This is a genomic window from Streptomyces sp. NPDC021012 (assembly GCF_044333355.1).
Classification (GTDB): domain Bacteria; phylum Actinomycetota; class Actinomycetes; order Streptomycetales; family Streptomycetaceae; genus Streptomyces.
The window spans coordinates 205074-230523 of sequence record NZ_JBIRQU010000009.1 but is presented as its reverse complement, the minus strand read 5'-3'; the positions used below and the strand labels follow the sequence as shown (position 1 = coordinate 230523).

The window sequence follows — 25450 nt, the reverse complement described above, 5'->3', positions numbered from 1 at the left end:
ACCCCGCCGGGGGCGCCGCGCCGCGGCGCGCACCCGGCCGTAGGGCACCGCGCCCCGGCGGCCGCCCCACCGGGGCCCTCCCCCCGGCCGCCCCCGGCGCCGGCGGCCCCGTGTCAGGAGCCCGACTCTCCCGGCATCGGTGACCCCGCATCAGGAGCCCGACTCTCCCGGCATCGGCGCCCCGCGCCAGGAGCCCGACTCCCCCGGCATCGGCGCCCCCGCGTCAGGCCCCCGAAGCCCCCTGTCGGGAGCGGGCCTTGAAGGCCGCCTTGCGGGCTTCCTTCGCCACGGCCTTGTCGCGGTGCAGGCGGCCCATGGCCTCCAGGACCTCGGCGGTCGCCGGGTGCTGCACCCGCCAGGCCGCCTCGAAGAAGCCGCCGTGGCGGCCGGTGAGGCCCTCGATCAGCTCCTGGAGCTCCGCCAGGTCGCCGTCCGAGTCGAGCTGGGCCGCGATCGTGTCGATGGCAAGCCAGAAGACCATGGACTCCGGCGGGGCGGGGACGTCCGCCGCGCCGTGCTCGGCGAGCCAGACCCGGGCGAGCCCGCCGAGTTCGGCGTCGTCCAGGACCTCCCGTACGGCGGGCTCCGCCTCGGCGCCCACCAGGGAGAGGGTCTGCTGGCAGTGGAGGCGGCGGAGCGGGGAGCCGGCGTCGGCGCCCCGGGCGGCGTGCAGCAGTTCGCGGGCCGCGCCGAGCGCGTCGCGGCCGGCCAGCCACGCGGCGGTCTCCTCGCGGGCCGCGGCCTGGGGGTAGCCGGCGATCCCGTCGAGGAGGGCGTCGGCGCCCTTGTCCGCGAGGTCGCCGACGGCGGGCGCGTCGACACCGGCCTCCAGCATCCGGGCGCGGACGCCGTAGAGCCCGAGCGGGGTGAGCCGGACCATGCCGTAGCGGGTGACGTCCTCGTCGTCGAGGGGCGGCGCGGGCTCCTCGCCCTCCTCGGCCATCAGGGCCTCGTCGACGGGCTGGTACTCGACGAGCCCGATCGGTTCGAGCAGCCGGAACTGCTCGTCGAGCCGCATCATCGCGTCGGAGACCTGCTCCAGGACGTCGTCGGTGGGCTCGCCCATGTCGTCGGGGACGACCATCGACGCGGCGAGCGCGGGCAGCGGTACGGGGCCTTCGCCGGCGCCGCCCTCGCTGACGGTCAGCAGGTAGAGGTTGCCGAGGACGGCCTCCAGGAACTCGGCCTCGGCCTCGGGGTCCCAGTCGAGGGCGTCGAAGTCGATCTCGCCGTCCTCGCCGACGAGGGCGTCCAGGTCGTCGAGGACGGGGGCGACGGCGTCGGCGAAGACGGCGTCGAAGCCGTCCAGCCAGAGCCCGAGGACGTCCTGCGGCGAACCGCCCGTGACCAGCGCGAGGTTCTCGCCGGGCGCGGCGCGCCCGGGGGTCTCGCCCTCCTCGTCCTCCGTGCCGTCCTCGACGGCGACGAGTCCGGTGTCGACGGCGAGCCGCCAGGCGTCGCCGGCCCAGGTCTCGCCGTCCTCGTCGTCGCCGAGGCCGAGGACCTCGGCGGCCTCGGGGAGCTGCTCGTCGACGAGTTCGCCGCCCGCGTCGACCCGGGTGTCGGGCCCGGCCCAGCGGGCGAGCCTCACCGCCTGGGCGAGGAGGGGGGCGGCCAGGGCGTCCCGCGCCAGCTCCGCGTCCGCACGCAGCCGAACGGGGGGAAGGGTGGGGTGCTCCGACATCTGGGGGGTCTCCTCGGCGCGTGGGGTGAAGGTGGAAGGGGCTCGGAGAGCGGTCCTCAGGGTAGACGCATCCGGGACCCCGTCCGTCGGTTCACGGCGCCGTCAGCCTTCGTACACCCGTCGACTCTTGACAAGTGCACCGCTCTCACAAGAGATTGACGCGCGTAGATCCATCTGCCGTTCCTCCAAGCACCCTCGGAGCCTCTGATGTCTTCCTCCATACCGAGATTCGCCGCGGTCTCCGCCGTCGTCGCCTCCGCCCTCGCCGCCGGTCTGCTCGCGGGTCCGGCGAGCGCCGCCGCGGAGGACGCCGCCGCCGGCGTCCGCGTCCACGACATCCAGGGCACGACGCGCGTCTCCCCCCTCGTCGGCAAGCAGGTCACCGGCGTGACGGGCATCGTCACCGGCGTCCGTACGTACGGCTCGCGTGGATTCTGGATCCAGGATCCGGACGCCGATGACAACCAGGCCACCAGCGAGGGCATCTTCGTCTTCACCAGCTCCGTCCCGACCGTCTCCGTCGGCGACGCGGTCAGCGTGAAGGGCACCGTCACCGAGTACGTCCCCGGCGGCCTGAACTCGGGCAACCAGTCCCTCACCCAGATCTCCAAGCCCGTCGTCACCGTCGTCTCGAAGGGCAACGCCGTCCCGGCCCCGGTGACGATCTCCGGCTGGTCCGTCCCCGACGCGTACGCCCCCGAGGGCGACCCGGCCGCCGGCGGCTCGATCAACGGCCTGGAGCTCGACCCCGAGACGTACGCCCTGGACTACTACGAGTCCCTGGAGGGCATGAACGTCCGGATCGACTCCTCGCGGGTGGTCGGCGCCACCGACCCGTACGCGGAGCTCTGGGTGACGGTGAAGCCCTGGGAGAACGACAACGAGCGCGGCGGCACGGTCTACGGCTCGTACGAGTCCCAGAACACCGGCCGGCTCCAGATCCAGTCGCTGACCCCGCTGGCCCAGCAGCCCTTCCCCAAGGCGAACGTCGGCGACCGGCTGACCGGCACCACCGAGGGCCCGCTCGACTTCAACCAGTTCGGCGGCTACACGCTGACCGCGCGCACCCTCGGCACCCTGGAGGAGGGCGGCCTGGAGCGCGAGGTCACGGACAAGCAGCACAAGAACGAGCTGGCCGTGGCGACGTACAACGTCGAGAACCTCGACCCGACCGACCCGCAGGAGAAGTTCGACGCGCTCGCGAAGGCGGTCGTCGAGAACCTCTCCTCGCCCGACATCGTCGCCCTGGAGGAGATCCAGGACAACAACGGCGCCAAGAACGACGGCACGGTCGCCGCCGACGTGACGGTGAAGAAGTTCACCGACGCGATCGTGGCGGCCGGCGGACCGGCGTACGACTGGCGCTCGATCGACCCGCAGAACGGCAAGGACGGCGGCGAGCCCGGCGGCAACATCCGTCAGGTCTTCCTCTTCAACCCCGAGCGGGTCTCCTTCACGGACCGCGCGGGCGGCGACGCGACCACCGCCACCGCCGTGACGGGCACCAAGGGCCGCGCCGCGCTGACCCTCTCCCCCGGCCGCATCGACCCGGCGAACACCGCCTGGGAGTCCAGCCGCAAGCCGCTCGCGGGCGAGTTCGTCTTCCGCGGCCGCACGGTCTTCGTGATCGCCAACCACCTCACCTCGAAGGGCGGCGACGAGTCGATCGTCTCGCACCACCAGCCGCCGAACCGTTCCTCCGAGGTCAAGCGGCTGCTCCAGGCGCAGGCCGTCAACACCTTCGTCAAGCAGATCGAGGCCGTCGACAAGCAGGCGGACGTGCTCGTGGTCGGTGACATGAACGACTTCGAGTTCTCCGGGACGACGCGGGCGATGACCGACGGCGGCACGCTGTACCCGGCCATGCTGTCGCTGCCGGAGAGCGAGCGCTACTCGTACGTGTACCAGGGCAACAGCCAGGTCCTCGACCAGATCCTGACCAGCCCCGGCGTGCACCACTTCGAGTACGACTCCGTGCACATCAACGCGGAGTTCGCGGACCAGAACAGCGACCACGACCCGCAGGTGCTGCGCTTCCGCCCGTAGGACGCGAGGACGGTCACACGCCCGCTTCGAGGCTCAGAGCGGGCGTGTACCGCCGTACCCGGCTGCCGACGAGCCCCGGGTACGCCCGCACCCGCCGCCAGGCCTCGCCGAGCGGGACCTCGGCCTGCCATGCGGCGTGGGCCTGCTCGCTCTCCCACTCGGCGAGGTTCAGGACGCGGGTGCCGTCCACGGACCGGTGGAAGTGCGCGCCGATCCCGCCGCGCGCCGGGCGCTTCCCCTGGTCGTCCTCCAGCGCGGCGAGCACGGCCTCCACCCAGGCCTCCTGCCGCCCGGCGTCCGGCCCGTCGAAGTCGGCCTCGACGACCGCGATCGCCCCGGGCACCGCTCCGGCGCTCTCCGCGCCGAGGACGGCGCTGCGGTGCGGCGGCGCGTAGCGGTGCAGCACCACCCGCTCGATGCCGGGGACGGCCGCGTCGATCTCGGCGTTCCGGTCGTCGCGGTAGGTGCGGACGAAGTCGTCGTAGGCCTGCTGCTCGGTCCACTGCGAGTAGTGGAGGAGCGTGTCCCCGTCCGTGCCGAGGTAGACGCTGTACGAGAGCAGCCCCAGGTCGGGCCATTCCCGGCTCTCCCAGGCCTTGCGGATGGCGTCGACGGCGGCGCGCTGGCGCTCGGGGGTGGCGACCCGCCAGGTGCTGGCCAGGACGGCGCCGAGGCCGGGGCGGTGGAGGTCGGGGCGGTGGCCGGGGCGGGCGACGGCGTTCACGGAGGGGCTCCTGTTCCTCGGGGGTCCGTGGCTCCACCGTCCTCCCTCAACCATGCTTGAGGTCAAGGGGCTTCGCCGTGGGAGACTTCGCGCCATGATCCTTCGCCCCGCCACCCGCGCCGAACTGCCCTCCGTCCTCGCCCTGCTCGCCGACGAGGACAGGGTCGTGGACCCCGCGTCGGTCGTGGTCACCGAGGCGTACGAGCGGGCCTTCGCCGCCATCGAGGCCGATCCGCGCAACGAGATGCTCGTCCTGGTGGACGGGGACCTCGTCCTGGGCTGCCTCCAGGCCACGTACGTCCCGGGGCTCGGCAAGGGCGGCGCCGAGCGGGCTCTGATCGAGGCGGTCCGGATCAGGGCCGACCGTCGGGGCGGCGGGCTCGGCCGGGAGCTGATGGAGCGGGCCGTGGCGCGGGCGAGGGAGCGCGGCTGCGCCCTCGTCCAACTGACCAGCAACAAGCAGCGGACGGACGCCCACCGCTTCTACGCCTCCCTGGGCTTCGCCCGCAGCCACGACGGCTTCAAGCTGCCCCTTTAGCCCAGCAGGTGGCCCCCTCCGTCGACGAGGAGCACCTCGCCGGTGACGTACGAGGAGTGGGCCACGTCGAGGACGGCCCCGGCGATGTCCTCGGGACGGCCGACCCGACGCAGCGGGACGACCCCGGCCACGTGCTCCTTGGCGGCCTCGGCGCCCTCCACCCCGTCGAACCAGGGGGTGTCGACGAGGCCGGGCGCGACCGCGTTGACGCGGATGTCGGGGCCGAGGGTCTTGGCGAGGAGCTTCGTCATGTGGTTGACGGCCGCCTTGGAGACGGCGTACGGGATGGAGCTGCCGCCCGGCCGGACTCCGGCCTGGGAGGAGATGTTCACGATGGCGCCGCGGGTCTTACGCAGGTGCGGGACGGCGGCGGTGACGGTCTGCCAGACGCCGATGACGTTGACGTCGTAGAGGTGGCGCCAGACCTCGGGCGAGGCGGCTTCGAGGTCGTCGTGCGGGATGAACCGGGTGGTGCCCGCGCAGTTGACGAGCAGGTCGAGCCGTCCGTACGCCTCCACGGCCGCCGCGACGAGCCCCGTGGCCTGCGCCTCGTCGGAGACGTCGGCCTGGACGTAGACGGCGTCCGGCAGTTCGGCGGCGAGGGCCCTGCCCGCCTCGACCGACCGCCCGGAGTTGACGACGACCCGGTAGCCGGCGTCGGCGAGCCGTCGGGCGACGGCGGCTCCGATGCCGGAGGACGAACCGGTGACGAGTGCGACGCGCTGTTCGCTCATGCTGTGCTGCTCTCCATGTCCCCCTGTCGCACCCGGCCGGAATCATGCCAGACCTCATCGTTCACAGAAACTGAATCCTCGAACCAAGAAGATCTAAGTGGACCTTCACGGTCACTCGCACACAGACTTCTCGAATGAACACTGAACGCCCTTTCGGGCGCGCCCTCTGCGCGATGGTCACCCCGTTCGACGCCGCCGGCGGCCTCGACCTGGACGCGGCGCGCGGGCTCGCCGCCCGCCTCGTCGCGGAGGGCTGCGACGGCCTGGTCCTCAACGGCACGACGGGCGAGTCCCCGACGACGACGGACGCGGAGAAGGCCGCGCTGGTCCGCGCGGTGCGGGAAGCGGTCGGCCCCGGCCCCTCGGTCCTCTCGGGCGTCGGCACCGCCGACACCCGGCACACGGCGGAGCTCGCCCGGCAGGCCGAGGAGGCGGGGGCGGACGGGCTGCTCGTCGTCACCCCGTACTACAGCCGTCCCCCGCAGGCGGCCGTCGAGGCGCACTTCCTGAAGGTCGCCGACGCGACCGGACTGCCGGTGATGGTCTACGACATCCCCGGCCGCACCGGCACCCGGGTCGAGCCCGCGACGATGCGGCGGCTCGCCCGGCACCCGCGGATCGTGGCGGTGAAGGACTGCGCGAACGACCTGCTCGGCTCGGCCCGGCTGATCGCGGAGACGGGGCTCGCGTACTACTCGGGCTCCGAGGAGCTGAACCTCCCGCTGTACGCGGTGGGCGGCGCCGGCTACGTCAGTACGGTGGCGAACGTGGCGCCGCGCCGGCTGCGCGCGGTCCTGGACGCCTTCGACGCGGGCGACACCGCGGGCGCGGCCCGCCTCAACGCCGAGCTCCTGCCGCTGGTCGAGCTGATGATGGCCTCGGGCCTGCCGGGCACGGTGACCGCGAAGGCGCTCCTGGGCGGCCCGGTGCGCGAACCGCTGCAGCCCGCCGACCGGGAGACGGCCGACGGGCTGCGGGCAGCGCACGGGGCGCTGGTGGACGCCTGATCAGTTGTGGCTGTGCAGGATGTCGTTGAGGCCGCCCCAGACCGCGTTGTTCGGGCGGGCCTCGACGGCGCCGGTGACCGAGTTGCGGCGGAAGAGGATGTTCGAGGCGCCGGAGAGCTCGCGGGCCTTCACGACCTGGCCGTCGGGCATGGTGACCCGGGTGCCGGCGGTGACGTACAGACCGGCCTCGACGACGACCTCGTCGCCCAGCGCGATGCCGACGCCCGCCTCGGCGCCGATGAGGCAGCGCTCGCCGATCGAGATGACGACGTTGCCGCCGCCGGAGAGCGTGCCCATGGTGGAGGCGCCGCCACCGATGTCGGAGCCGTTGCCGACGACGACGCCGGCGGAGATGCGGCCCTCGACCATGGAGGTGCCGAGGGTGCCGGCGTTGAAGTTGACGAAGCCCTCGTGCATGACGGTGGTGCCGGCGGCGAGGTGGGCGCCGAGGCGGACGCGGTCGGCGTCGGCGATGCGGACCCCGGCGGGCACGACGTAGTCGGTCATGCGCGGGAACTTGTCGATCGAGGTCACCTGGAGGTGCAGGCCCTCGGCGCGGGCGTTGAGCCGGACCTTCTCGATGTCGTCGACGGCGACCGGGCCGAGCGAGGTCCAGGCGACGTTGGCGAGCAGGCCGAAGACGCCGTCCAGGCTCTGGCCGTGCGGCTTGACCAGCCGGTGGCTCAGCAGGTGGAGGCGCAGGTAGGCGTCGTGGGCGTCGATCGGCTTCTCGTCGAGCGAGGCGATGACGGTGCGGACGGCGACCACCTCGACGCCCCGGCGGGCGTCCACGCCGAGGGCCTTGGCGGCGCCCTCGCCGAGGGCGTTGACGGCCTCGTCGGGGGTGAGGCGCTCGGTGCCGGCGGGGCCGGCCGCGTCGGTCAGCTCGGGGGCGGGGAACCAGGTGTCGAGAACGGTGCCGTCGCCGGCGATGGTGGCGAGGCCGGCGGCGACGGCGCCGGTGGTGCGAGGAGCAGTGGTCATGACGGAAAACCTAACCGGCGGGCCCCCGCCCGGGCCAACCGGTCTCAGGTGTCGGTCGGGTCCGCGGGAGGTTCCGACGAGGCCGTGAGCGGCGGATTCGGTCCTTCGTTCAGGACGCGCGCGAGGATCACACGCGCGTAGTCCTCGTCGTAGGGGACTTCGGTGAGCAGGACCTGGAGGCAGATGCCGTCCATGACGGCGACCAGGGCGCGGGCGCTCACGGGGTCGGTGCGGTGGGCCAGGACGGCGACGACGGAATCGGTCCACTCGGCGGCGACCGGGCGCAGGGCGGGGCGGCGCAGGGCGGCGAGGTAGAGCTCGTACTCCAGCTCCACGCGCGCGCGTTCGCCGCCCAGCCACTCCCCCAGGAGCCGGGCGAGCGCGGCGGCGAGACCGGTGTCCGGGTCGGTGAGGGCGGGGTGCTCGCGGAGCAGCCGCCCGAAGCCCTCGTTGGCCTTGCGGAGCGCCGCGACGAGCAGTTCGTCGAGGGAGGCGAAGTGGTACGTGGTGGAGCCGAGCGGCACATCGGCCTCGGCGGCCACCGTGCGGTGGCTGAGACCGCCGATCCCGGCGCGCCCGACGACGGCGAGGGCCGCGTCGACGATCCGCTCGCGCCGTGCGGGGTCGTACCGCCGGGTCCGCGCCATCAGTGCGCGCCGCCGAGGTTGAGGACGGCGACCCCGGCGATGATGAGGACGATTCCGGCGATCTTGGCGGGCCCCAGGCTCTCGCCGAGGAAGAGGAAGCCGATGAGGGCGACGGCGGCGGTGCCGACCCCGGACCAGATGGCGTAGGCGGTGCCGACCTGGAGCGTCTTGAGCGCCCGGGCGAGGAGCGCGAAGGCGAGGAGGTAGCCCGCGCCGGTGACGACGGAGGGCCAGAGCCTGCTGAACCCCTCGCTGTACTTCATCGAGGTGGTGGCGAGTATCTCCGCCGCTATGGCGCCCGCGAGCAGTCCGTAACCCATGCGTACGAGCGTACACAGCGATGCGTACGACCGTACACTGCGGGCCCGTGTCCTTGGCATGTCCCGTCCCTATACCGTGTTCCGGTCACCAGTCGGGGGCAGGAACGGGACACAGGGAGCGGGGCATGGCGCACAGCGCGGGGTGGGGGCCTTACGGAGACGCGTACGGCGGCGCGGCGGGAGGTCCGGCCGGTCCCGGGGGGCCGGGCATGCCGGGCTGGGGCGGCTGGGCGCCGCCACCGCCGCAGCCGGGGGTGATCCCGCTGAAGCCGCTCACCCTCGGCGAGATCCTCGGCGGGGCGATGTCGACGATCGGGCGGTACAAGGGGCCCGTCATGGGTCTGGCCGCGACGGTCTTCGGGGCGTACACGCTGCTCATCGGCATCGCCTTCGTCGTCGCCCTGTCCGGGGTCACCGACGAGCTCGGCGAGCTGATGGACCTGGCCGACCGGCCCGGCACCCAGGAACCGGCGTGGCACGAGATCCGGCCCCTCATCATCGCCTTCGTCATCGTCGTGGCCGTCGCCCTGATCGGCTACGTGCTCGCCGTCGCGACCGTCCAGGCGGCCATGCTCACCGTCCTCCAGGACGCGGTCCTGGGCCGCCCCGCGACCTTCGGCTCCGTGTGGCGCCGGACGCTCCCCCGGGTGCCCGCCCTCATCGGCACGAGCCTGCTCACCGGGCTGATCGCCATGGTCCCGGTCCTGCCGGCGATGATCCTCTTCTCGATCGGCGCGATCGGCGCGTCGGCCTCCGGAGCCGGCGACAGCGACGAGGCCGTCGGCGCCTACATCGGCTTCGGTGTCCTGGGCTTCCTGCTGGCCTTCGTCCCGGTGGTCTGGCTCTGGGTGAAGTTCAGTCTGGCCCCCGCGGCCGCGGTCTTCGAGAAGCAGGGCCCGATCCGGGCGATGCGGCGCTCCTCGCAGCTCGTGCGCGGGCGCTGGTGGCCGGTCCTCGGCATCTCGCTGCTGGCCGGCCTGATCGCCGCGGTCACGGCCGGGGTGATCCAGCAGGTGCTCAGCATGATCGGCCTGTTCCCCGCCATGGCGGCCGCCGCGGACCTCGGCGCGCACCCGGGCCTCTCGGACCTCCTGTCGGTCTTCTCGGTCTACATCGTGATCACCATGGTGGGCCAGCTGATCGGCTACCTGATCCAGAGCACCTTCCCTCCCCTGGTCAACGGCCTGCTCTACGTCGACCAGCGCATCCGCAAGGAGGACCTCGCCCCGGACCTGGCCCGGGCGGCGGGTCTGCTCTGAGAAACGGGAACGGCCGCGCCCCGAAGGGCGCGGCCGTTCCCACGTACCTCTGCGATCAGACGTTGAAGCCGAGCGCGCGCAGCTGCTCGCGGCCGTCGTCCGTGATCTTGTCCGGACCCCACGGGGGCATCCAGACCCAGTTGATCTTCAGCTCGCTGACGATGCCGTCCGTCGCGGACTTCGCCTGGTCCTCGATCACATCGGTCAGCGGACAGGCCGCCGACGTCAGGGTCATGTCCAGCGTCGCGACGTTCGAGTCGTCGATGTGGATGCCGTAGATCAGGCCCAGGTTGACGACGTCGATGCCCAGCTCGGGGTCGACGACGTCGTACAGCGCCTCACGGACTTCTTCCTCGGAGGCCGGCTTCATCGTGGCCTCGACGTTCTCGGTCATGCCGACTTCCTCTCCGCGTCACCCAGCGCCTGGGCGGTCGCGTCCTTCCACGCCATCCAGCTGAGCAGCGCGCACTTCACACGGGCCGGGTACTTGGAGACCCCGGCGAACGCGACCGCGTCCTCCAGGACCTCCTCCATCGCGTCGTCCGGCTCGATCTGGCCCTTGGACTGCATCAGCTCCAGGAAGGTGCCCTGGATCCTCTGCGCCTCGGCCAGCTCCTTGCCGACGAGCAGCTCGTTGAGGACGGAGGCCGAGGCCTGGCTGATGGAGCAGCCCTGGCCCTCGTACGAGACGTCCTCGATGCGCGAGCCGTCGTACTTCACGCGGAGCGTGATCTCGTCGCCGCACGTCGGGTTGACGTGGTGCACCTCGGCGTCGCCGTCCCGAAGACCGCGCCCGTGCGGGTGCTTGTAGTGGTCCAGGATGACGTCCTGGTACATCGAATCCAGCTTCACGAGCCGTTCCCCTAGCCGAAGAAGTTACGGACGTGCTCCAGCCCCTCGACCAGGGCGTCGACCTCGGCCGGAGTGGAGTACAGATAGAACGACGCTCGCGTGGTCGCGGGAATTCCGTACCGCAGGCAGACCGGCCGCGCGCAGTGGTGGCCGACCCGGACCGCGATGCCCTGCTCGTCGAGGACCTGGCCCACGTCGTGCGGGTGGATGTCGCCCAGCGTGAAGGAGATCGCCGCGCCGCGGTCCTCGGCCGTGGTGGGGCCGATGATCCGCAGGTCCGGAACCTCCTGGAGGCGCCGGACGGCGTACTCGGTGATCGCGTGCTCGTGGCGCGCGATGTTCTCCATGCCGATCGCCGACAGGTAGTCCACGGCCGCGCCGAGGCCGACGGCCTGGGCGATCGGGGGCGTACCCGCCTCGAACTTGTGCGGGGCCGGCGCGTACGTCGAGGAGTGCATCGAGACGGTCTCGATCATCTCGCCGCCGCCGAGGAAGGGCGGGAGGTCCTCCAGGAGCTCCTGCCGTCCCCACAGCACGCCGATGCCGGTCGGGCCGCACATCTTGTGGCCGGTGAAGGCCACGAAGTCGGCCTGGAGCGCCTGCACGTCCAGGACCATGTGCGGGGCCGCCTGGGAGGCATCGATGCAGACGAGGGCACCGACCTCCTGGGCGCGGCGGATGATCGTCTCCACCGGGTTGATCGTGCCCAGCAGGTTCGAGACCAGCGTGAACGAGACGATCTTGGTCTTCTCGGTGATGACCTCCTCGATGTTCGAGAGGTCGAGGCGGCCGTCGTCGGTGAGGCCGAACCACTTCAGCTTCGCGCCCGTGCGCTGCGAGAGCAGCTGCCACGGCACGATGTTGGAGTGGTGCTCCATCTCCGTGATGGCGATCTCGGTCTCGTGGTCCACGCGGTAGGGCTCGTCGGCCCAGCCCAGCATGTTGGCCACGAGGTTCAGCGACTCCGAGGCGTTCTTGGTGAAGATCACCTCGTCGCGGCTCGGCGCGTTGATGAAGGCCGCGATCTTGTCACGGGCGCCTTCGTAGAGCGCCGTCGCCTCCTCGGCGACCGTGTAGACGCCGCGGTGGACGTTGGCGTTGTGACGCTCGTAGTACGCGTTGAGCGCGTCGAGGACCTGCCGCGGCTTCTGCGAGGTCGCCGCGGAGTCGAGGTACACGATCTTCTTGCCGTCGTGGACCACGCGATCCAGGAGCGGGAAGTCCTTGCGGATCGCCTCGGTGTCGAGGAGGCCGGTCAGCCCCTGATGGGCGGAAGTCACGCGGATGCGCCACCCTTCACGTACTTGTCGTAGCCCTCGTTCTCCAGCTGGTCGGCGAGCTCGGCGCCGCCGGACTCGACGATGCGGCCGTTCGCGAACACGTGGACGAAGTCGGGCTTGATGTAGCGCAGGATGCGCGTGTAGTGGGTGATCAGCAGGGTGCCGACCTCACCGGTCTCGCGGACGCGGTTGACGCCCTCGGAGACGATGCGCAGGGCGTCGACGTCGAGGCCGGAGTCGGTCTCGTCGAGGATCGCGATCTTCGGCTTGAGGAGCTCCAGCTGGAGGATCTCGTGGCGCTTCTTCTCACCGCCGGAGAAGCCCTCGTTGACGTTGCGCTCGGCGAAGGCCGGGTCCATCTGGAGCTGCTCCATGGCGGACTTGACCTCCTTCACCCAGGTGCGCAGCTTGGGCGCCTCGCCGCGGACGGCGGTGGCGGAGGTGCGCAGGAAGTTGGAGACCGAGACGCCGGGGACCTCGACCGGGTACTGCATGGCCAGGAAGACGCCGGCGCGGGCGCGCTCGTCGACCGACATCTCCAGGACGTCCTCGCCGTCGAGGGTGACGGTGCCGCCGGTGACCGTGTACTTCGGGTGACCCGCGAGGGAGTACGCCAGGGTCGACTTGCCGGAGCCGTTGGGGCCCATGACGGCGTGGGTCTCGCCCTGCTTGATGGTCAGGTCGACGCCCTTGAGGATCTCGCGGGGGCCGTTCTCCGCCTCGACGGAGACGTGCAGGTCGTGGATTTCAAGCGTAGCCATGGGTGACTCAGGACTCCTGGGTGACGGAGACGAGCACATCGTCCCCTTCGATCTTTACGGGGTATACGGGGACGGGGCGCGTCGCGGGAAGGCCGGAGGGCTTGCCGGTGCGCAGGTCGAAGCTGGAGCCGTGCAGCCAGCACTCGATCGCGCAGTCCTCGACCTCGCCCTCCGAGAGGGAGACGTTCGCGTGCGAGCAGATGTCGTTGATCGCGAACACCTCGCCCTCGGTGTGCACGACCGACACCGGCGTGCCGTCGACCTCGACCCGCTTCGGGGTGTCGGCCTCCAGCTCGCTCAGCGCGCAGACTCGTACGAAGGCCATCAGACGGAGGCCTCCAGCTCGGCCTCGATCTTGGCGAGGAGTCGCTCCTGGACGTCCGGCAGACCGATCTGCTGGACGAGCTCCGCGAAGAAGCCGCGGACGACGAGGCGGCGGGCCTCGGCCTCCGGGATGCCGCGGGCCATCAGGTAGAAGAGCTGCTCGTCGTCGAAGCGGCCGGTGGCCGAGGCGTGACCGGCGCCGGCGATCTCGCCGGTCTCGATCTCCAGGTTCGGCACGGAGTCGACCCGGGCGCCGTCCGTGAGGACCAGGTTCCGGTTGAGCTCGTACGTGTCGGTGCCCTCGGCCTTGGCCTGGATGAGCACGTCACCGATCCACACCGCGTGCGCGTCCTGGCCCTGCAGCGCGCCCTTGTAGGCCACGTTGGACTTGCAGTGCGGGGTGTTGTGGTCGACCAGGAGGCGGTGCTCCTGGTGCTGGCCGGCGTCGGTGAAGTACAGACCGAAGAGCTCGGCCTCGCCGCCGGGGCCCGCGTACCGCACGCGCGGGTGGATGCGGACGACGTCGCCGCCGAAGGTGACGACGACCGACTTGAAGGAGGCGTCGCGGCCGACCAGCGCGTTGTGCTGGGCGACGTGGACGGCCTTCTCGTCCCAGTCCTGGACGGAGACGACGGTCAGCTTGGCGCCGTCGCCGAGGACGTAGTCCACGTTGGCGGCGAGCACCGCGTCACCGGTGTGGTCGATGACCACGACGGCCTCGGCGAAGGCGCCGAGCTCGATGACCTGGTGGCCGAAGGCGACGCCGCCCTGGCCGTGCACGGAGATGCGGATCGGCTCGGTGAGCACCGCCTCCTTGGCGACGGTGACGACCGAGGCCTTCTCGAAGGAGGAGTACGCCTGGGCGGCGACGCGGTCGACGGGCGTGCCGGCCTTGCCGAGGCGCTCGTCGTCGCGGCCGACGGTCTCCACGGTGACGCCCTCGGGGGCCTCGACCTCGACCTTGACGCCCTCGCCGGAGGCGACGGCGGTGCCGTCGTGGAGTCCGCGCAGTCGCGCCAGCGGGGTGAACCGCCACTCCTCCTCGCGGCCGTGCGGGACGGGGAAGTCCGCGACGTCGAAGGACGGGGGCGCGCTCATGCGCGTGGCGACGGTGGACTCGGCGGCCACCGCGATCGAGCCGGCGGTGGTGGAACCCGCCGGGATGTTCTGAGCCTCAGCCATGGCTGTCGTGTTGCTCTCTTCCTGCGTACGTAAAGAAAAGTCGGTCGCTGCGGGGCGGGGCCGGCCTTAGCCGACCGCGCCTTCCATCTGCAGCTCGATCAGCCGGTTGAGCTCCAGGGCGTACTCCATGGGGAGCTCCTTGGCGATGGGCTCGACGAAGCCGCGGACGATCATCGCCATGGCCTCGAACTCGGTGAGGCCGCGGCTCATCAGGTAGAAGAGCTGGTCCTCGGAGACCTTGGAGACGGTGGCCTCGTGGCCCATGGAGACGTCGTCCTCGCGCACGTCCACGTAGGGGTACGTGTCGGAGCGGGAGATCGTGTCGACGAGCAGCGCGTCGCAGAGGACGTTGGACTTGGCGCCCGGGGCACCCTCGCCGATCTCGATGAGACCGCGGTAGGAGGTGCGGCCGCCGCCTCGCGCCACCGACTTGGAGACGATGTTGGAGGAGGTGTTCGGGGCCATGTGGACCATCTTGGCGCCGGCGTCCTGGTGCTGGCCCTCGCCCGCGAAGGCGATGGACAGGGTCTCGCCCTTGGCGTGCTCGCCCATGAGGTAGACGGCCGGGTACTTCATGGTGACCTTGGAGCCGATGTTGCCGTCGACCCACTCCATGGTGGCGCCCTCGTAGGCGACGGCGCGCTTGGTCACCAGGTTGTAGACGTTGTTCGACCAGTTCTGGATGGTCGTGTAGCGGCAGCGGCCGCCCTTCTTCACGATGATCTCGACGACCGCGGAGTGCAGGGAGTCCGAGGAGTAGATCGGGGCGGTGCAGCCCTCGACGTAGTGGACGTAGGCGTCCTCGTCGACGATGATCAGCGTCCGCTCGAACTGGCCCATGTTCTCCGTGTTGATGCGGAAGTAGGCCTGGAGCGGGATCTCGACGTGCACGCCCTTCGGCACGTAGATGAACGAGCCGCCGGACCACACGGCCGTGTTCAGGGAGGCGAACTTGTTGTCGCCGACCGGGATGACGGTGCCGAAGTACTCCTTGAAGAGCTCCTCGTGCTCCTTCAGCGCGGTGTCGGTGTCGACGAAGATGACGCCCTGCTCCTCCAGGTCCTCGCGGATCTGGTGGTAGACGACCTCGGACTCGTACTGGGCGGCGACACCGGCGACGAGGCGCTGCTTCTCCGCCTCCGGGATGCCGAGCTTGTCGTACGTGTTCTTGATGTCCTCCGGCAGGTCCTCCCAGGACTCGGCCTGCTTCTCGGTGGACCGCACGAAGTACTTGATGTTGTCGAAGTCGATGCCGGAGAGGTCGGAGCCCCAGGTCGGCATGGGCTTCTTGTCGAAGAGGCGCAGACCCTTGAGACGCAGCTTCAGCATCCACTCGGGCTCGTTCTTCTTCGCGGAGATGTCGCGGACGACGTCCTCGTTCAGTCCGCGCTTGGCCGCGGCGCCGGCCGCGTCGGAGTCGGCCCAGCCGTACTCGTACCGACCCAGGCCCTCGAGCTCGGGGTGGCTGATCTCGGTGGTCATGCGGGGTTCCTCCCGGCCGTGCTTGCGGATGCTGATTCGGTGGTCTGTGGGGCGCTGTGCGGGATGAACGTGGTGCAGACGCCGTCACCATGCGCGATGGTGGCCAGACGCTGGACGTGCGTTCCCAGGAGGCGGGAGAAGAATTCCGTCTCCGCCTCGCACAGCTGGGGGTACTGCTCGGCGACGTGGGCGACCGGGCAGTGGTGCTGGCAGAGCTGCTCGCCGACCGGCGCGTTCCGCGCAGTGGCAGCGTACCCGTCCGCCGTGAGGGCCTTGGCCAGGGCCTCGGTCCGCTGGGCGGGCTCGGCCGACTCGACGGCCTCACGGTACGCCCCGGCCTGGGCCTCGATCCGGTCGCGGGCGAAGGCGGCGACGGCCGCCTCTCCCCCGGCGTTGCGCTCGATCCAGCGGAGCGCCTCGACGGCGAGGGAGTCGTACGACTGGTCGAAGGCGTCCCGGCCGCAGTCGGTGAGCGCGAAGACCTTCGCGGGGCGCCCGCGGGACCGGGTCCCGTAGACGCGCTTCTCGCGGGCTTCGACGACGTTCTCGGCGACCAGCGAGTCGAGGTGGCGGCGGACGGCGGCCTGGGTGAGGCGGAGCCGTTCGGCCAGGTCGGCGACGGTCGACGGCCCGTGGTCCAGGATCGACCGCGCGACCCGGTTGCGCGTGGAACGCTCTCGGGTCGCGAGTTCCTCCACCGGAGCCGCGCCAACGTTTTTCACAACGCCATTGTTGCGTAATTAATCGGGGAGTGACAAGCGGCGCCCTGACCGGTGACGATGGCGTGCATCACTCAGGTAAGGCTTACCTGACCTGCGGAAACGATCATTCGTGGGATGAATCGCGACCGCCCCGACCAGCGGTTTCCCAGCCCTCGGCCGGCTCGGCCGGCACGGCCACCGTCCGGCCCGCCTCGCTCATCAGACGCCGGAAGGAGGCCGCGTCGCGGACCGCCTCCACGCCCGGGTCGTTGTTGAAATAGACGTACGCGTCGGCCCCCTCCGACCAGCCCCCGACGATCCGCCCGGCCCACCCCTCCAGCGCTTGGCGGCCGTACGCGGGCCAGGGCGCGGCCCGGCCCTCGTGCAGCCGCAGATAGCACCAGTCCGCCGTCCGCCAGAGCGGCGTCACCGGCCTCGACCGCCGGTCCGCCCAGCAGAGCGCGGCGCCCCGCCCCACCAGCACCGCCTCGGTCCGGTCCGTCCACCACGAGGCGTGCCGGGGCTCGACGGCCACCCGCACCCCCGCCGGGAAGCAGGCGAGGACCGCGTCGAGCAGCCCTGGGTCGGCCCGCAGCGACGGCGGGAACTGGAGCAGGACCGGCCCGAGCCGGTCCCCGAGCCCCTCCGCCCGCTCCAGCAGCTGCGCCACCATCCCCTCCGGCTCCCGCAGCCGCTCGACGTGGGTCAGCCGGCGGTTCGCCTTGACCGCCATCACGAAGCCCTCGGGCGTCCGCTTCCGCCAGCCGGCGAAGGTGTCGCGCTCGGGCAGCCCGTAGAAGGCGCTGTTGTTCTCCACGGTGGCGAACCGGCGCGCGTACTCCTCCAGCCAGAGCCGCTGCGGCACGCCCTGGGGGTAGAACGTCCCCCGCCAGTCCTTGTACTGCCAACCCGAAGTGCCCACGAAGACCGTCATGCGGAGCCCCTGCCCCGTCCGCGGCCGCTCATCCGGCGCCGCCCGGTTGCGCCCCGGCCACCCCCCGCCGGGGGCGCGGCCCGTCCCGTACCGGCGGGTCCTTAGACTTCCCGACATGCACGGGAAGCCCTCGCCGAGTGAATCGGCCGACACCGCCGTCCGCGTCCGCGGCCTGGTCAAGCGGTACGGGAACAAGACCGCCGTCGACGGCCTCGACCTCGACGTCCGCGCGGGCACCGTCACCGCCGTCCTCGGCCCCAACGGGGCCGGCAAGACCACCACCGTCGAGACCTGCGAGGGATACCGCAGGCCCGACGCCGGCACCGTCCGCGTCCTCGGCCTCGACCCGGTCGCCGACGCCGCCGCCCTGCGCCCCAGGATCGGCGTGATGCTCCAGTCCGGCGGCGTCTACTCCGGCGCCCGCGCCGACGAGATGCTCCGCCACATGGCGAAACTCCACGCCCACCCGCTGGACGTGGACGCCCTCATCGAACGGCTCGGCCTCGGCTCCTGCGGCCGCACCGCCTACCGGCGCCTCTCCGGCGGTCAGCAGCAGCGCCTCGCGCTCGCCATGGCCGTCGTCGGCCGCCCCGAGCTCGTCTTCCTCGACGAGCCCACCGCCGGGCTCGACCCGCAGGCCCGCCGCGCCACCTGGGACCTCGTCCGCGAGCTGCGCGCCGACGGCGTCACCGTGGTCCTCACCACCCACTTCATGCAGGAGGCCGAGGAGCTCGCCGACGACGTCGCCATCGTCGACGCCGGCCGGGTCGCCGCCCAGGGCAGCCCCGACGAGCTGTGCCGGGGCGGCGCCGAGAACACCCTGCGCTTCACCGGCCGCCCCGGACTCGACCTGGGTTCCCTCCTCAAGGCGCTGCCGGACGGCTCGGCCGCCGCGGAGACGCTCCCCGGCACGTACCGCATCACCGGCACCGTCGACCCCCAGCTGCTCGCCACGGTCACCACCTGGTGCGCCCAGCACGGCGTCATGCCCGACGGCATCTCCGTCGAACGCCACACCCTCGAAGACGTCTTTCTGGAACTGACCGGCAAGGAGCTGCGGTCGTGAGCACCGGTACCTACTCCCCGAAGCCGGGGGCCGCCCCCGTCGGGCGGATGATCGCCGCGCAGACCGCCCTGGAGACCAGGATGCTGCTGCGCAACGGCGAGCAGCTGCTCCTGACGGTGATCATCCCCTCGCTGCTCCTGGTGCTCTTCTCGACCGTCGACATCATCGACACCGGCACCGACAAGGCCGTCGACTTCCTCGCCCCCGGCGTCCTCGCGCTCGCCGTGATGTCCACCGCCTTCACCGGGCAGGCCATCGCGACCGGCTTCGAGCGGCGGTACGGGGTGCTCAAGCGCCTCGGCGCCTCACCGCTCCCCCGCTGGGCGCTCATGACCGCCAAGACGCTCTCCGTCCTGGTCACCGAGGTCCTCCAGGTCGTGCTCCTGACGGCGATCGCCCTCGCGCTCGGCTGGTCGCCGCACGGCAACCCCCTCTCGGTCCTGCTGCTCCTGGTCCTCGGCACGGCCGCCTTCTCCGGGCTCGGCCTGCTGATGGCGGGCACGCTGAAGGCCGAGGCCACCCTCGCCGCCGCGAACCTGGTCTTCCTGCTGCTCCTGGTCGGCGGCGGGGTCATCGTCCCCATGGAGAAGTTCGGCGCGGCGGGCGACGTGCTCGCGCTGCTGCCGATCTCGGCGCTCTCCGACGGCCTGCGGGACGTGCTCCGGGACGGGGCCGCGATGCCGTGGGGCGACGCGGGGATCCTGGCCGTCTGGGCGGTCCTGGGGCTCGGGGCGGCGGCGCGGTTCTTCCGCTGGGAGTAACCGTAAGGTTCCGTTCCGCCATATACGCCCCCCTCGTGAAAGCGCGCACAAGCGCCGCCCTACGATAAGGGCCGTGCAGACCCCCCTCGCCTTCATCGCCCAGCGCTGGACCCCGTCCCCCCGGACGCTCCGGCGCGCCGCGCTCTCCGCCGTCGTGATGAGCGTGCTGATCATCGTGACCGGCGGCGCGGTCCGGCTGACCGGATCCGGCCTCGGCTGCGACACCTGGCCGAAGTGCACGGACGACAGCCTGATCGTCACCGCCGAGCAGGGCTTCCACGGCTACATCGAGTTCGGCAACCGGATGCTGACCTACGTCCTGTCGGCCGCCGTCGGCTGGGCGATCATCGCGGCCCGGTCCACCAAGCCGTGGCGCCGCGGTCTGACCCGCTGGGCCTGGGCGCAGTTCTGGATCGTGATGAGCAACGCCGTCATCGGCGGCATCACGGTCTGGATGGGCCTCAACCCGTGGACGGTCGCCGGCCACTTCCTCGCCGCGAACTCCCTGCTCACGGTCACCGTCATCACCTGGCACCGCACCGGCGAGGGCGACACCGCCCCCCGGCCCCGCGTACCGCGCCCGGTCCGCAAGCTGTCCTGGGCGATCACCGTCGTCTCCGCCCTGCTGATCATGCTCGGCACGACGGTCACCGGCGCCGGCAAGCACGCCGGTGACAGCAGCGACGTCCCGCGCATGCCCTGGGACTGGACGAACGCCGCCCACGTCCACGCCATCGCCGCCTGGATCGTCTGCGCCCTCGCCGTCGCCATGTGGCTGGTCCTGCGCGTCGTGGACGCCCCGGACGACACCCGCGCCCGCGCCCGCGACCTGCTGATCGTGCTGCTCGGCCAGGGCGCGATCGGTTACGTCCAGTACTTCACCGGGGTCCCCGAGCTCCTGGTCGCCGCCCACATGCTCGGCTCCTCGCTGATGTGGATCGCGGTCCTGCGCCTCGCCCTGAGCCTGCGCGAGCGCCCGCTCGACATGCCCGGGATCCCGGCCCAGGCGGACCCGGAACTGGCGAAGGCCTGACAGCCTCTGGATCCAAAATCCTGGATTCGAATTTTGGATCCAGAATCCGAATCCAGGATTTTGGATCCAGGATCCCGACGGGTCTACCGGCTCCCCCCGAGCCCGTAGACCCGTTTCGCGTTGTCCGTCGCGATCATCGCCGCCACCCGCTGCGCGTCCGTACGGGACCAGGCGCCGTCCATGACCCACTCGCCGAGCACCCGGGTGAGCGCCGAGCGGAACGTGCCGGCCGCGACCACGTGGAGCTCGGGGAGCCCCTGGGCGCCGCTGGAGAACAGCAGCTTGCCGAACGGCGCGCGCTCCAGGACCTCGGCGAGGACGGCCGCCGCCCGGGCCCCGGTGTGGGCGAGGACCGGGCCGAGGTCGGCGTACACGTGCGGGTGGAGCCCGGTCAGGTGGGCGGCCGCGCGGTGGTGCGGGTAGCGGTGCAGCAGCACCAGGTCGGCGCCGAGGCCCGCGGTGGCGGCGGCGAAGCCGTCCAGGGCGGCCGGATCCTCCGTGTGCAGCTGGAGGGGGCGCCCGGTGGTCACCGCGATCCACAGCAGATGGCGCAGCAGGACGGGGTCGGTGAGCCGGCCGCCGGCCGCGCGGGAGGCGAGCCAGCGCCCGGCGGCCCCGCGCACCTCTCCGGGGCCCGGCGGCACGGGCAGGGCCGCGGGCCCGCCCCGCACCCCGGAGGTCGAGCTGAACGCGACGGCGTCGGCGGCGGCCCCGTGGACGGCCTCGGCGAGCTCGGCGAGGAAGGCCTCGACGGTGCCGGAGGTGTCGGCGACCCGTGCGGCGAGGGGTTCGAGGCGGACGATCTCGTGGGCCTCGGCGGCGCCCGCGGCGCCGAGCTCGGCGGGGCGGGTGAGGTCGCCGGGGAGCCCCGTGTCGACCAGATAGGTGGAGATCCCGGAGGCGCGGAGGAGCCGGCGGCCCGCCTCGGCGGCGCCGAGTTCCCGGCGGCGGGCGAGGTAGCGGGCGGGCGGGCAGTGCGGTTCCAGGCCGAGGAGCGGCGGGCACCAGCGGCGCACCGCGAAGCCGGTCTGGGTGTCGAAGAAGGTGGTGCCCGGGGCGGGCCGTGCGGCGGGCCCGCCCGGGTGGCCGCCCAGATGGGCGCCGAGCTGGGCCTCGAAGGTGCCGAGGCCGAGCTCCGTACGGAGCACCCCGTGGCAGTGCTGGTCCACCAGGTTCGGCGTGTCGATCATCTCGGGGGGCTCCCTGTGTGGACGTGTCTCCACACGTCCTAACGGGTGAGCCCCGCGCGAGGTTGTTGCCTCGGTCGGCGTCAGCTGTTGGCCGGGCCGCCGACCTGGATGCCGGCCATCCGGGTCCACTCGTACGGGCCGGTGGTGACCTTGGCGGCGAACTCGCCGTCGAACTCCTCGTGGAGGGTCAGACCGGCCTTCTCGGCGGCCTGCTGCGCGATCGCGTACGACTTCGCGACGAGGTCGCCCCAGCCGCCGTCGGTGCCGACCAGGACGATCCGGGTGCCCGCCTGGCCGATGTGCGCGAGGTGTCCCTCGGCGCCGCCGTGCGCCTTGGAGAAGGCCTGGATCTCCTTGGCGAGCCGGGCCGCCCTGCGCTCTTCCTGCTTCGTTTCTGCCATGACACGGATGCTACCGAGGGGTAGATCAAGTGGCGACGGCCGGGCCGTGTGGGCTGTCCCACGTGACCCGGCCGTCGGCCGAACAAATTTTTTCGGATGAGCGCGGTTTTCAGATGAGCGCGCCCACGGCTGCTCTCAGCGGAGGAAGGGATCCACCGCCACCGCCACGAAGAGCAGCGAGACATAGGTGATGGACCAGTGGAAGAGGCGCATCTCCTTGAGCTTGGCGCCCGTCACCTCCGCCTTGGCGCGGTTGAGGAGCGCATGCGCCTCCCAGAGCCACCAGCCGCCGGTGAGCAGCGCCACCGCGGTGTAGAACCAGCCGGTGTAGCCCAGCGGGGTGAGCAGCAGGGAGACGGCGACCATGACCCAGCTGTAGACCACGATCTGCTTGGCGACGACCTTGTTGGAGGCGAGCACCGGCAGCATGGGCACGCCCGCGCGTGCGTAGTCGTCCTTCACCTTCATCGACAGCGGCCAGTAGTGCGGCGGCGTCCAGAAGAAGATAACGAGGAAGAGGATGACCGCGGCCCACGACATCGAGTTCGTCACGGCCGACCAGCCGATGAGCACCGGCAGACAGCCCGCGATGCCGCCCCAGACGATGTTCTGGGCGGTGCGCCGCTTCAGGATCATCGTGTAGATCACGACGTAGAAGAGGAGCGCCCCGAGCGAGAGGGCCGCGGACAGCCAGTTGACGAGCAGGCCGAACCAGAGCGTGGAGACCACGGCGAGGGTGAGTCCGAAGACCAGGCCCTCGCGCGGGGTGAGCACGCCGGTGACCAGCGGGCGCTGGGACGTGCGGTCCATCAGGGCGTCGATGTCCCGGTCGATGTACATGTTCAGCGCGTTGGCGCCGCCCGCGGAGAGGTAGCCGCCGAAGCAGGTGGCGAGCACCAGCCACAGGTCGGGCACGCCCTGCTCGGCGAGGAACATCACCGGAACGGTCGTGATGAGCAGCAGTTCGATGATCCGCGGCTTGGTCAGCGCCACGAATGCCTTGACGCGGGCCCCGAACGGCCGATGGCCCCCCGGGCTGGGAGTCAAGACGACCCCTGCGGGTCGGGACTCGACGGCCGTCACGCACACCCCTGACAGAGAAATTCCCAGCAAGCTCCCCGAGTGAAGACGGGGTAAAGCTTGCGCGTACCACGCCACTGTAGACGTTGCCCAGACGCCGATCTTCGCGGGGGTGGGGTCGTGTTGGCGCGGTACGTCCCAAGGGGTGGACGCGGTTCTCGGGTGAGTCCGGGCGCGCCTCGGGAGGCGAACCACCCCGACCACCGGCAGTCTTGCTGTGTCCGTTCATTTCGCCGCTCATTTGAGGGGCATGGACACGGAAAGCGGGGCGTTCCGCGGGGGTAGGCTCGACAACGCCGGTACACCCTCAGTCACCGGCTCAAGACATGTGGAGAGGAGCCCTGACCCAGGGTGAGCACTAAGCCGACCACCACAGACCTCGAGTGGACCGAGTTGGACCAGCGGGCCGTCGACACCGCCCGCATCCTGGCCGCGGACGCCGTACAGAAGGTCGGCAACGGCCATCCCGGTACGGCGATGAGCCTGGCGCCCGCCGCGTACACCCTCTTCCAGAAGGTGATGCGACACGACCCGGCCGACCCCGAGTGGGTCGGGCGCGACCGGTTCGTGCTCTCCGCGGGACACTCGTCCCTGACCCTCTACACCCAGCTGTACCTGGGTGGCTTCGGTCTCGAACTGGACGACCTGAAGTCCTTCCGCACCTGGGGCTCGAAGACCCCCGGTCACCCGGAGTACGGCCACACCGCCGGCGTCGAGACGACCACGGGCCCGCTGGGCCAGGGTGTCGCCAACGCGGTGGGCATGGCGATGGCCGCCCGCTTCGAGCGCGGTCTGTTCGACCCGGAGGCCGCCACCGGCGCGTCGCCGTTCGACCACCGGGTCTACGTGATCGCCGGTGACGGCTGCCTCCAGGAGGGCATCTCCGCGGAGGCGTCCTCGCTCGCCGGCCACCAGAAGCTGGGCAACCTGATCCTGCTGTGGGACGACAACCACATCTCGATCGAGGGCGACACCGAGACGGCCGTGTCCGAGGACACGATGAAGCGGTACGAGGCGTACGGCTGGCACGTCCAGCGCGTCGAGCCGCAGGCGAACGGCGACCTGGACCCGGCCGCGCTGTACGCGGCGATCAAGGCCGCCGAGGCCGAGACCGAGCGTCCGTCGTTCATCGCGATGCGCTCGATCATCGCCTGGCCCGCGCCGAACGCGCAGAACACCGAGGCCGCGCACGGCTCGGCGCTCGGCGACGAGGAGATCGCGGCCACCAAGCGGGTCCTGGGCTTCGACCCGGAGCAGACCTTCGAGGTCTCGGACGAGGTCATCGCGCACACCCGCGCGCTCGGCGACCGCGGCCGCGAGGCCCGCGCCGCCTGGGACAAGCAGCTCGCCGAGTGGCGTACGGCCAACCCGGAGCGCGCCGCCGAGTTCGACCGCATCCAGGCGAACGAGCTGCCCGCCGGCTGGGCCGAGAAGCTCCCGGTCTTCGAGCCGGGCAAGGGTGTCGCCACCCGTGCCGCCTCGGGCCAGGTCCTCAAGGCGCTCGGCGCGGTCATCCCGGAGCTGTGGGGCGGCTCGGCCGACCTCGCCGGCTCGAACAACACGACGATCGACAAGGACTCGTCGTTCCTGCCCGAGGGCAACCCGCTGCCGGAGGCCGACAAGTACGGCCGCACGATCCACTTCGGCATCCGCGAGCACTCCATGGCCGCGGAGATGAACGGCATCGCGCTGCACGGCAACACGCGCATCTACGGCGGCACCTTCCTGGTGTTCTCCGACTACATGCGCAACGCGGTGCGCCTGTCCGCGCTGATGCACCTGCCCGTGACGTACGTCTGGACGCACGACTCGATCGGTCTGGGCGAGGACGGCCCGACGCACCAGCCGGTGGAGCACCTGGCCTCGCTGCGCGCGATCCCGGGTCTGAACGTGGTCCGTCCGGCCGACGCCAACGAGACGGCGATCGCCTGGCGCGAGATCATGCAGCGCCACACCAAGGTCTTCGGCAAGGGCGCCCCGCACGGTCTGGCGCTGACCCGCCAGGGCGTGCCGACGTACGCGCCGAACGAGGACACGGTCAAGGGCGGCTACGTGCTGTTCGAGGCCGAAGGCGGCGAGCCGGAGGTCGTGCTGATCGGCACGGGCTCCGAGGTGCACCTGGCCGTCGAGGCCCGTGAGCAGCTCCAGGCCGCCGGCGTCCCGACCCGTGTGGTCTCGATGCCGTCCGTGGAGTGGTTCGAGGAGCAGGACCAGGCGTACAAGGACTCGGTCCTGCCGCCGTCGGTGAAGGCCCGGGTCGCGGTCGAGGCCGGCATCGGTCTCACCTGGCACAAGTACGTCGGTGACGCCGGCCGGATCGTCTCCCTGGAGCACTTCGGTGCCTCGGCGGACGCGAAGGTCCTGTTCCGCGAGTTCGGTTTCACGCCGGAGGCGATCGTCGCCGCCGCACGGGAATCTCTCGACGCCACCGCGCGCTGACGCGAATACGTACGACTTAAT

26 protein-coding genes are annotated in these 25450 nt (G+C 71.5%); 8 read left to right on the top strand and 18 right to left on the bottom strand.

The window, feature by feature from the left end:
- Window positions 1-223: 223 nt before the first annotated feature.
- Window positions 224-1684, bottom strand: coding sequence for a hypothetical protein (locus ACH4TP_RS28140; RefSeq protein WP_398439451.1), 1461 nt, complete (start codon window positions 1682-1684; stop codon window positions 224-226).
- Between the two features lie 207 nt (window positions 1685-1891).
- Between ACH4TP_RS28140 and ACH4TP_RS28135 the strand changes: the two genes are divergently transcribed.
- Window positions 1892-3730, top strand: a complete 1839-nt coding sequence (locus ACH4TP_RS28135) for an endonuclease/exonuclease/phosphatase family protein (protein ID WP_398439450.1) — start codon at window positions 1892-1894, stop codon at window positions 3728-3730.
- A 13-nt stretch (window positions 3731-3743) separates the two neighbouring features.
- Here the strand turns inward: ACH4TP_RS28135 and ACH4TP_RS28130 are convergent, their stop codons facing one another.
- The gene (locus ACH4TP_RS28130; protein ID WP_398439449.1) at window positions 3744-4454 is read right to left on the bottom strand and encodes an antibiotic biosynthesis monooxygenase; all 711 of its coding nucleotides are present in this window, start codon (window positions 4452-4454) and stop codon (window positions 3744-3746) included.
- A gap of 94 nt (window positions 4455-4548) precedes the next feature.
- Between ACH4TP_RS28130 and ACH4TP_RS28125 the strand changes: the two genes are divergently transcribed.
- Window positions 4549-4992 carry a GNAT family N-acetyltransferase gene (locus ACH4TP_RS28125; RefSeq protein ID WP_398177315.1) on the top strand — a complete coding sequence of 148 codons (444 nt, stop codon included), beginning with the start codon at window positions 4549-4551 and terminating at the stop codon, window positions 4990-4992.
- Here ACH4TP_RS28125 and ACH4TP_RS28120 read toward each other — a convergent pair.
- The gene (locus ACH4TP_RS28120; RefSeq protein WP_398177319.1) at window positions 4989-5726 is read right to left on the bottom strand and encodes an SDR family NAD(P)-dependent oxidoreductase; all 738 of its coding nucleotides are present in this window, start codon (window positions 5724-5726) and stop codon (window positions 4989-4991) included. The genes ACH4TP_RS28125 and ACH4TP_RS28120 overlap by 4 nt on opposite strands.
- A 134-nt stretch (window positions 5727-5860) precedes the next feature.
- Here ACH4TP_RS28120 and dapA point away from each other — a divergent pair, with 134 nt between their 5' ends.
- Entirely contained in the window at window positions 5861-6733 is an 873-nt protein-coding gene (gene dapA / locus ACH4TP_RS28115; RefSeq protein ID WP_398439448.1) for a 4-hydroxy-tetrahydrodipicolinate synthase, read from the top strand.
- Here dapA and dapD read toward each other — a convergent pair whose 3' ends face one another.
- Genes dapD through ACH4TP_RS28100 form a run of 3 tightly spaced genes read right to left on the bottom strand, consistent with a single transcriptional unit; the run spans window position 6734 to window position 8684 of the window.
- On the bottom strand, window positions 6734-7717 hold the full coding sequence (gene dapD, locus ACH4TP_RS28110; protein ID WP_389223559.1) for a 2,3,4,5-tetrahydropyridine-2,6-dicarboxylate N-succinyltransferase: 984 nt from the start codon (window positions 7715-7717) through the stop codon (window positions 6734-6736).
- Between the two features lie 44 nt (window positions 7718-7761).
- Window positions 7762-8364 (bottom strand): TetR/AcrR family transcriptional regulator, encoded by a 603-nt coding sequence (locus tag ACH4TP_RS28105; RefSeq protein WP_389223562.1) that lies wholly within the window; start codon window positions 8362-8364, stop codon window positions 7762-7764.
- Window positions 8364-8684, bottom strand: a complete 321-nt coding sequence (locus ACH4TP_RS28100) for a DMT family transporter (protein ID WP_389223565.1) — start codon at window positions 8682-8684, stop codon at window positions 8364-8366. Before ACH4TP_RS28100 ends, ACH4TP_RS28105 begins: the two co-directional genes overlap by 1 nt.
- A gap of 125 nt (window positions 8685-8809) precedes the next feature.
- Here ACH4TP_RS28100 and ACH4TP_RS28095 point away from each other — a divergent pair, with 125 nt between their 5' ends.
- A complete protein-coding gene (locus ACH4TP_RS28095) occupies window positions 8810-9943 on the top strand; it encodes a hypothetical protein (protein WP_398439447.1) in 1134 nt (377 codons plus the stop codon).
- Window positions 9944-9998: 55 nt separating this feature from the next.
- Here ACH4TP_RS28095 and ACH4TP_RS28090 read toward each other — a convergent pair whose 3' ends face one another.
- From ACH4TP_RS28090 to ACH4TP_RS28050, 9 genes are all read right to left on the bottom strand, one after another.
- A complete protein-coding gene (locus ACH4TP_RS28090; RefSeq protein WP_398439446.1) occupies window positions 9999-10337 on the bottom strand; it encodes a metal-sulfur cluster assembly factor in 339 nt (112 codons plus the stop codon).
- Window positions 10334-10795, bottom strand: coding sequence for a Fe-S cluster assembly sulfur transfer protein SufU (gene sufU / locus ACH4TP_RS28085; RefSeq protein WP_389223571.1), 462 nt, complete (start codon window positions 10793-10795; stop codon window positions 10334-10336). The genes ACH4TP_RS28090 and sufU overlap by 4 nt, the downstream gene beginning before the upstream one ends.
- Window positions 10796-10806: 11 nt before the next feature.
- Window positions 10807-12075, bottom strand: coding sequence for a cysteine desulfurase (locus ACH4TP_RS28080; protein ID WP_389223574.1), 1269 nt, complete (start codon window positions 12073-12075; stop codon window positions 10807-10809).
- The gene (gene sufC, locus ACH4TP_RS28075; RefSeq protein ID WP_041128637.1) at window positions 12072-12836 is read right to left on the bottom strand and encodes a Fe-S cluster assembly ATPase SufC; all 765 of its coding nucleotides are present in this window, start codon (window positions 12834-12836) and stop codon (window positions 12072-12074) included. Before sufC ends, ACH4TP_RS28080 begins: the two co-directional genes overlap by 4 nt.
- 7 nt (window positions 12837-12843) lie before the next feature.
- Complete coding sequence (locus tag ACH4TP_RS28070; protein WP_030322524.1) at window positions 12844-13161, bottom strand: bifunctional 3-phenylpropionate/cinnamic acid dioxygenase ferredoxin subunit; 318 nt, start codon at window positions 13159-13161, stop codon at window positions 12844-12846.
- Window positions 13161-14342 carry a Fe-S cluster assembly protein SufD gene (gene sufD / locus ACH4TP_RS28065; protein WP_389223577.1) on the bottom strand — a complete coding sequence of 394 codons (1182 nt, stop codon included), beginning with the start codon at window positions 14340-14342 and terminating at the stop codon, window positions 13161-13163. Before sufD ends, ACH4TP_RS28070 begins: the two co-directional genes overlap by 1 nt.
- 66 nt (window positions 14343-14408) lie before the next feature.
- Window positions 14409-15824, bottom strand: a complete 1416-nt coding sequence (gene sufB, locus ACH4TP_RS28060; RefSeq protein ID WP_041128639.1) for a Fe-S cluster assembly protein SufB — start codon at window positions 15822-15824, stop codon at window positions 14409-14411.
- On the bottom strand, window positions 15821-16546 hold the full coding sequence (locus tag ACH4TP_RS28055; protein ID WP_389223580.1) for a helix-turn-helix transcriptional regulator: 726 nt from the start codon (window positions 16544-16546) through the stop codon (window positions 15821-15823). The genes sufB and ACH4TP_RS28055 overlap by 4 nt, the downstream gene beginning before the upstream one ends.
- A 103-nt stretch (window positions 16547-16649) precedes the next feature.
- Window positions 16650-17459: a DUF72 domain-containing protein gene (locus ACH4TP_RS28050; protein WP_398439445.1), complete on the bottom strand. Its 810-nt coding sequence runs from the start codon at window positions 17457-17459 to the stop codon at window positions 16650-16652.
- 115 nt (window positions 17460-17574) lie between these two features.
- On the opposite strand from ACH4TP_RS28050, the gene ACH4TP_RS28045 reads away from it, so the two are divergent.
- The 3 genes from ACH4TP_RS28045 (at window position 17575) to ACH4TP_RS28035 (ending at window position 20319) form a co-directional block, all read left to right on the top strand.
- The gene (locus ACH4TP_RS28045) at window positions 17575-18525 is read left to right on the top strand and encodes an ABC transporter ATP-binding protein (protein WP_398439444.1); all 951 of its coding nucleotides are present in this window, start codon (window positions 17575-17577) and stop codon (window positions 18523-18525) included.
- A complete protein-coding gene (locus ACH4TP_RS28040; protein WP_398439443.1) occupies window positions 18522-19286 on the top strand; it encodes an ABC transporter permease in 765 nt (254 codons plus the stop codon). Before ACH4TP_RS28045 ends, ACH4TP_RS28040 begins: the two co-directional genes overlap by 4 nt.
- Before the next feature lie 64 nt (window positions 19287-19350).
- A complete protein-coding gene (locus ACH4TP_RS28035) occupies window positions 19351-20319 on the top strand; it encodes a heme A synthase (RefSeq protein ID WP_398178830.1) in 969 nt (322 codons plus the stop codon).
- Window positions 20320-20402: 83 nt separating this feature from the next.
- On the opposite strand, the gene ACH4TP_RS28030 is transcribed toward ACH4TP_RS28035, so the two are convergent.
- The 3 genes from ACH4TP_RS28030 to ACH4TP_RS28020 form a co-directional block, all read right to left on the bottom strand.
- Window positions 20403-21509, bottom strand: a complete 1107-nt coding sequence (locus ACH4TP_RS28030) for an amidohydrolase (protein WP_398439442.1) — start codon at window positions 21507-21509, stop codon at window positions 20403-20405.
- An 80-nt stretch (window positions 21510-21589) separates the two neighbouring features.
- Window positions 21590-21910, bottom strand: coding sequence for a hypothetical protein (locus ACH4TP_RS28025; protein WP_389223595.1), 321 nt, complete (start codon window positions 21908-21910; stop codon window positions 21590-21592).
- 135 nt (window positions 21911-22045) lie between these two features.
- Window positions 22046-22993 (bottom strand): heme o synthase, encoded by a 948-nt coding sequence (locus tag ACH4TP_RS28020; protein WP_389223598.1) that lies wholly within the window; start codon window positions 22991-22993, stop codon window positions 22046-22048.
- Between the two features lie 348 nt (window positions 22994-23341).
- Here ACH4TP_RS28020 and tkt point away from each other — a divergent pair, with 348 nt between their 5' ends.
- Entirely contained in the window at window positions 23342-25429 is a 2088-nt protein-coding gene (tkt, locus tag ACH4TP_RS28015; protein ID WP_398439441.1) for a transketolase, read from the top strand.
- The last annotated feature ends 21 nt before the right edge of the window (window positions 25430-25450 follow it).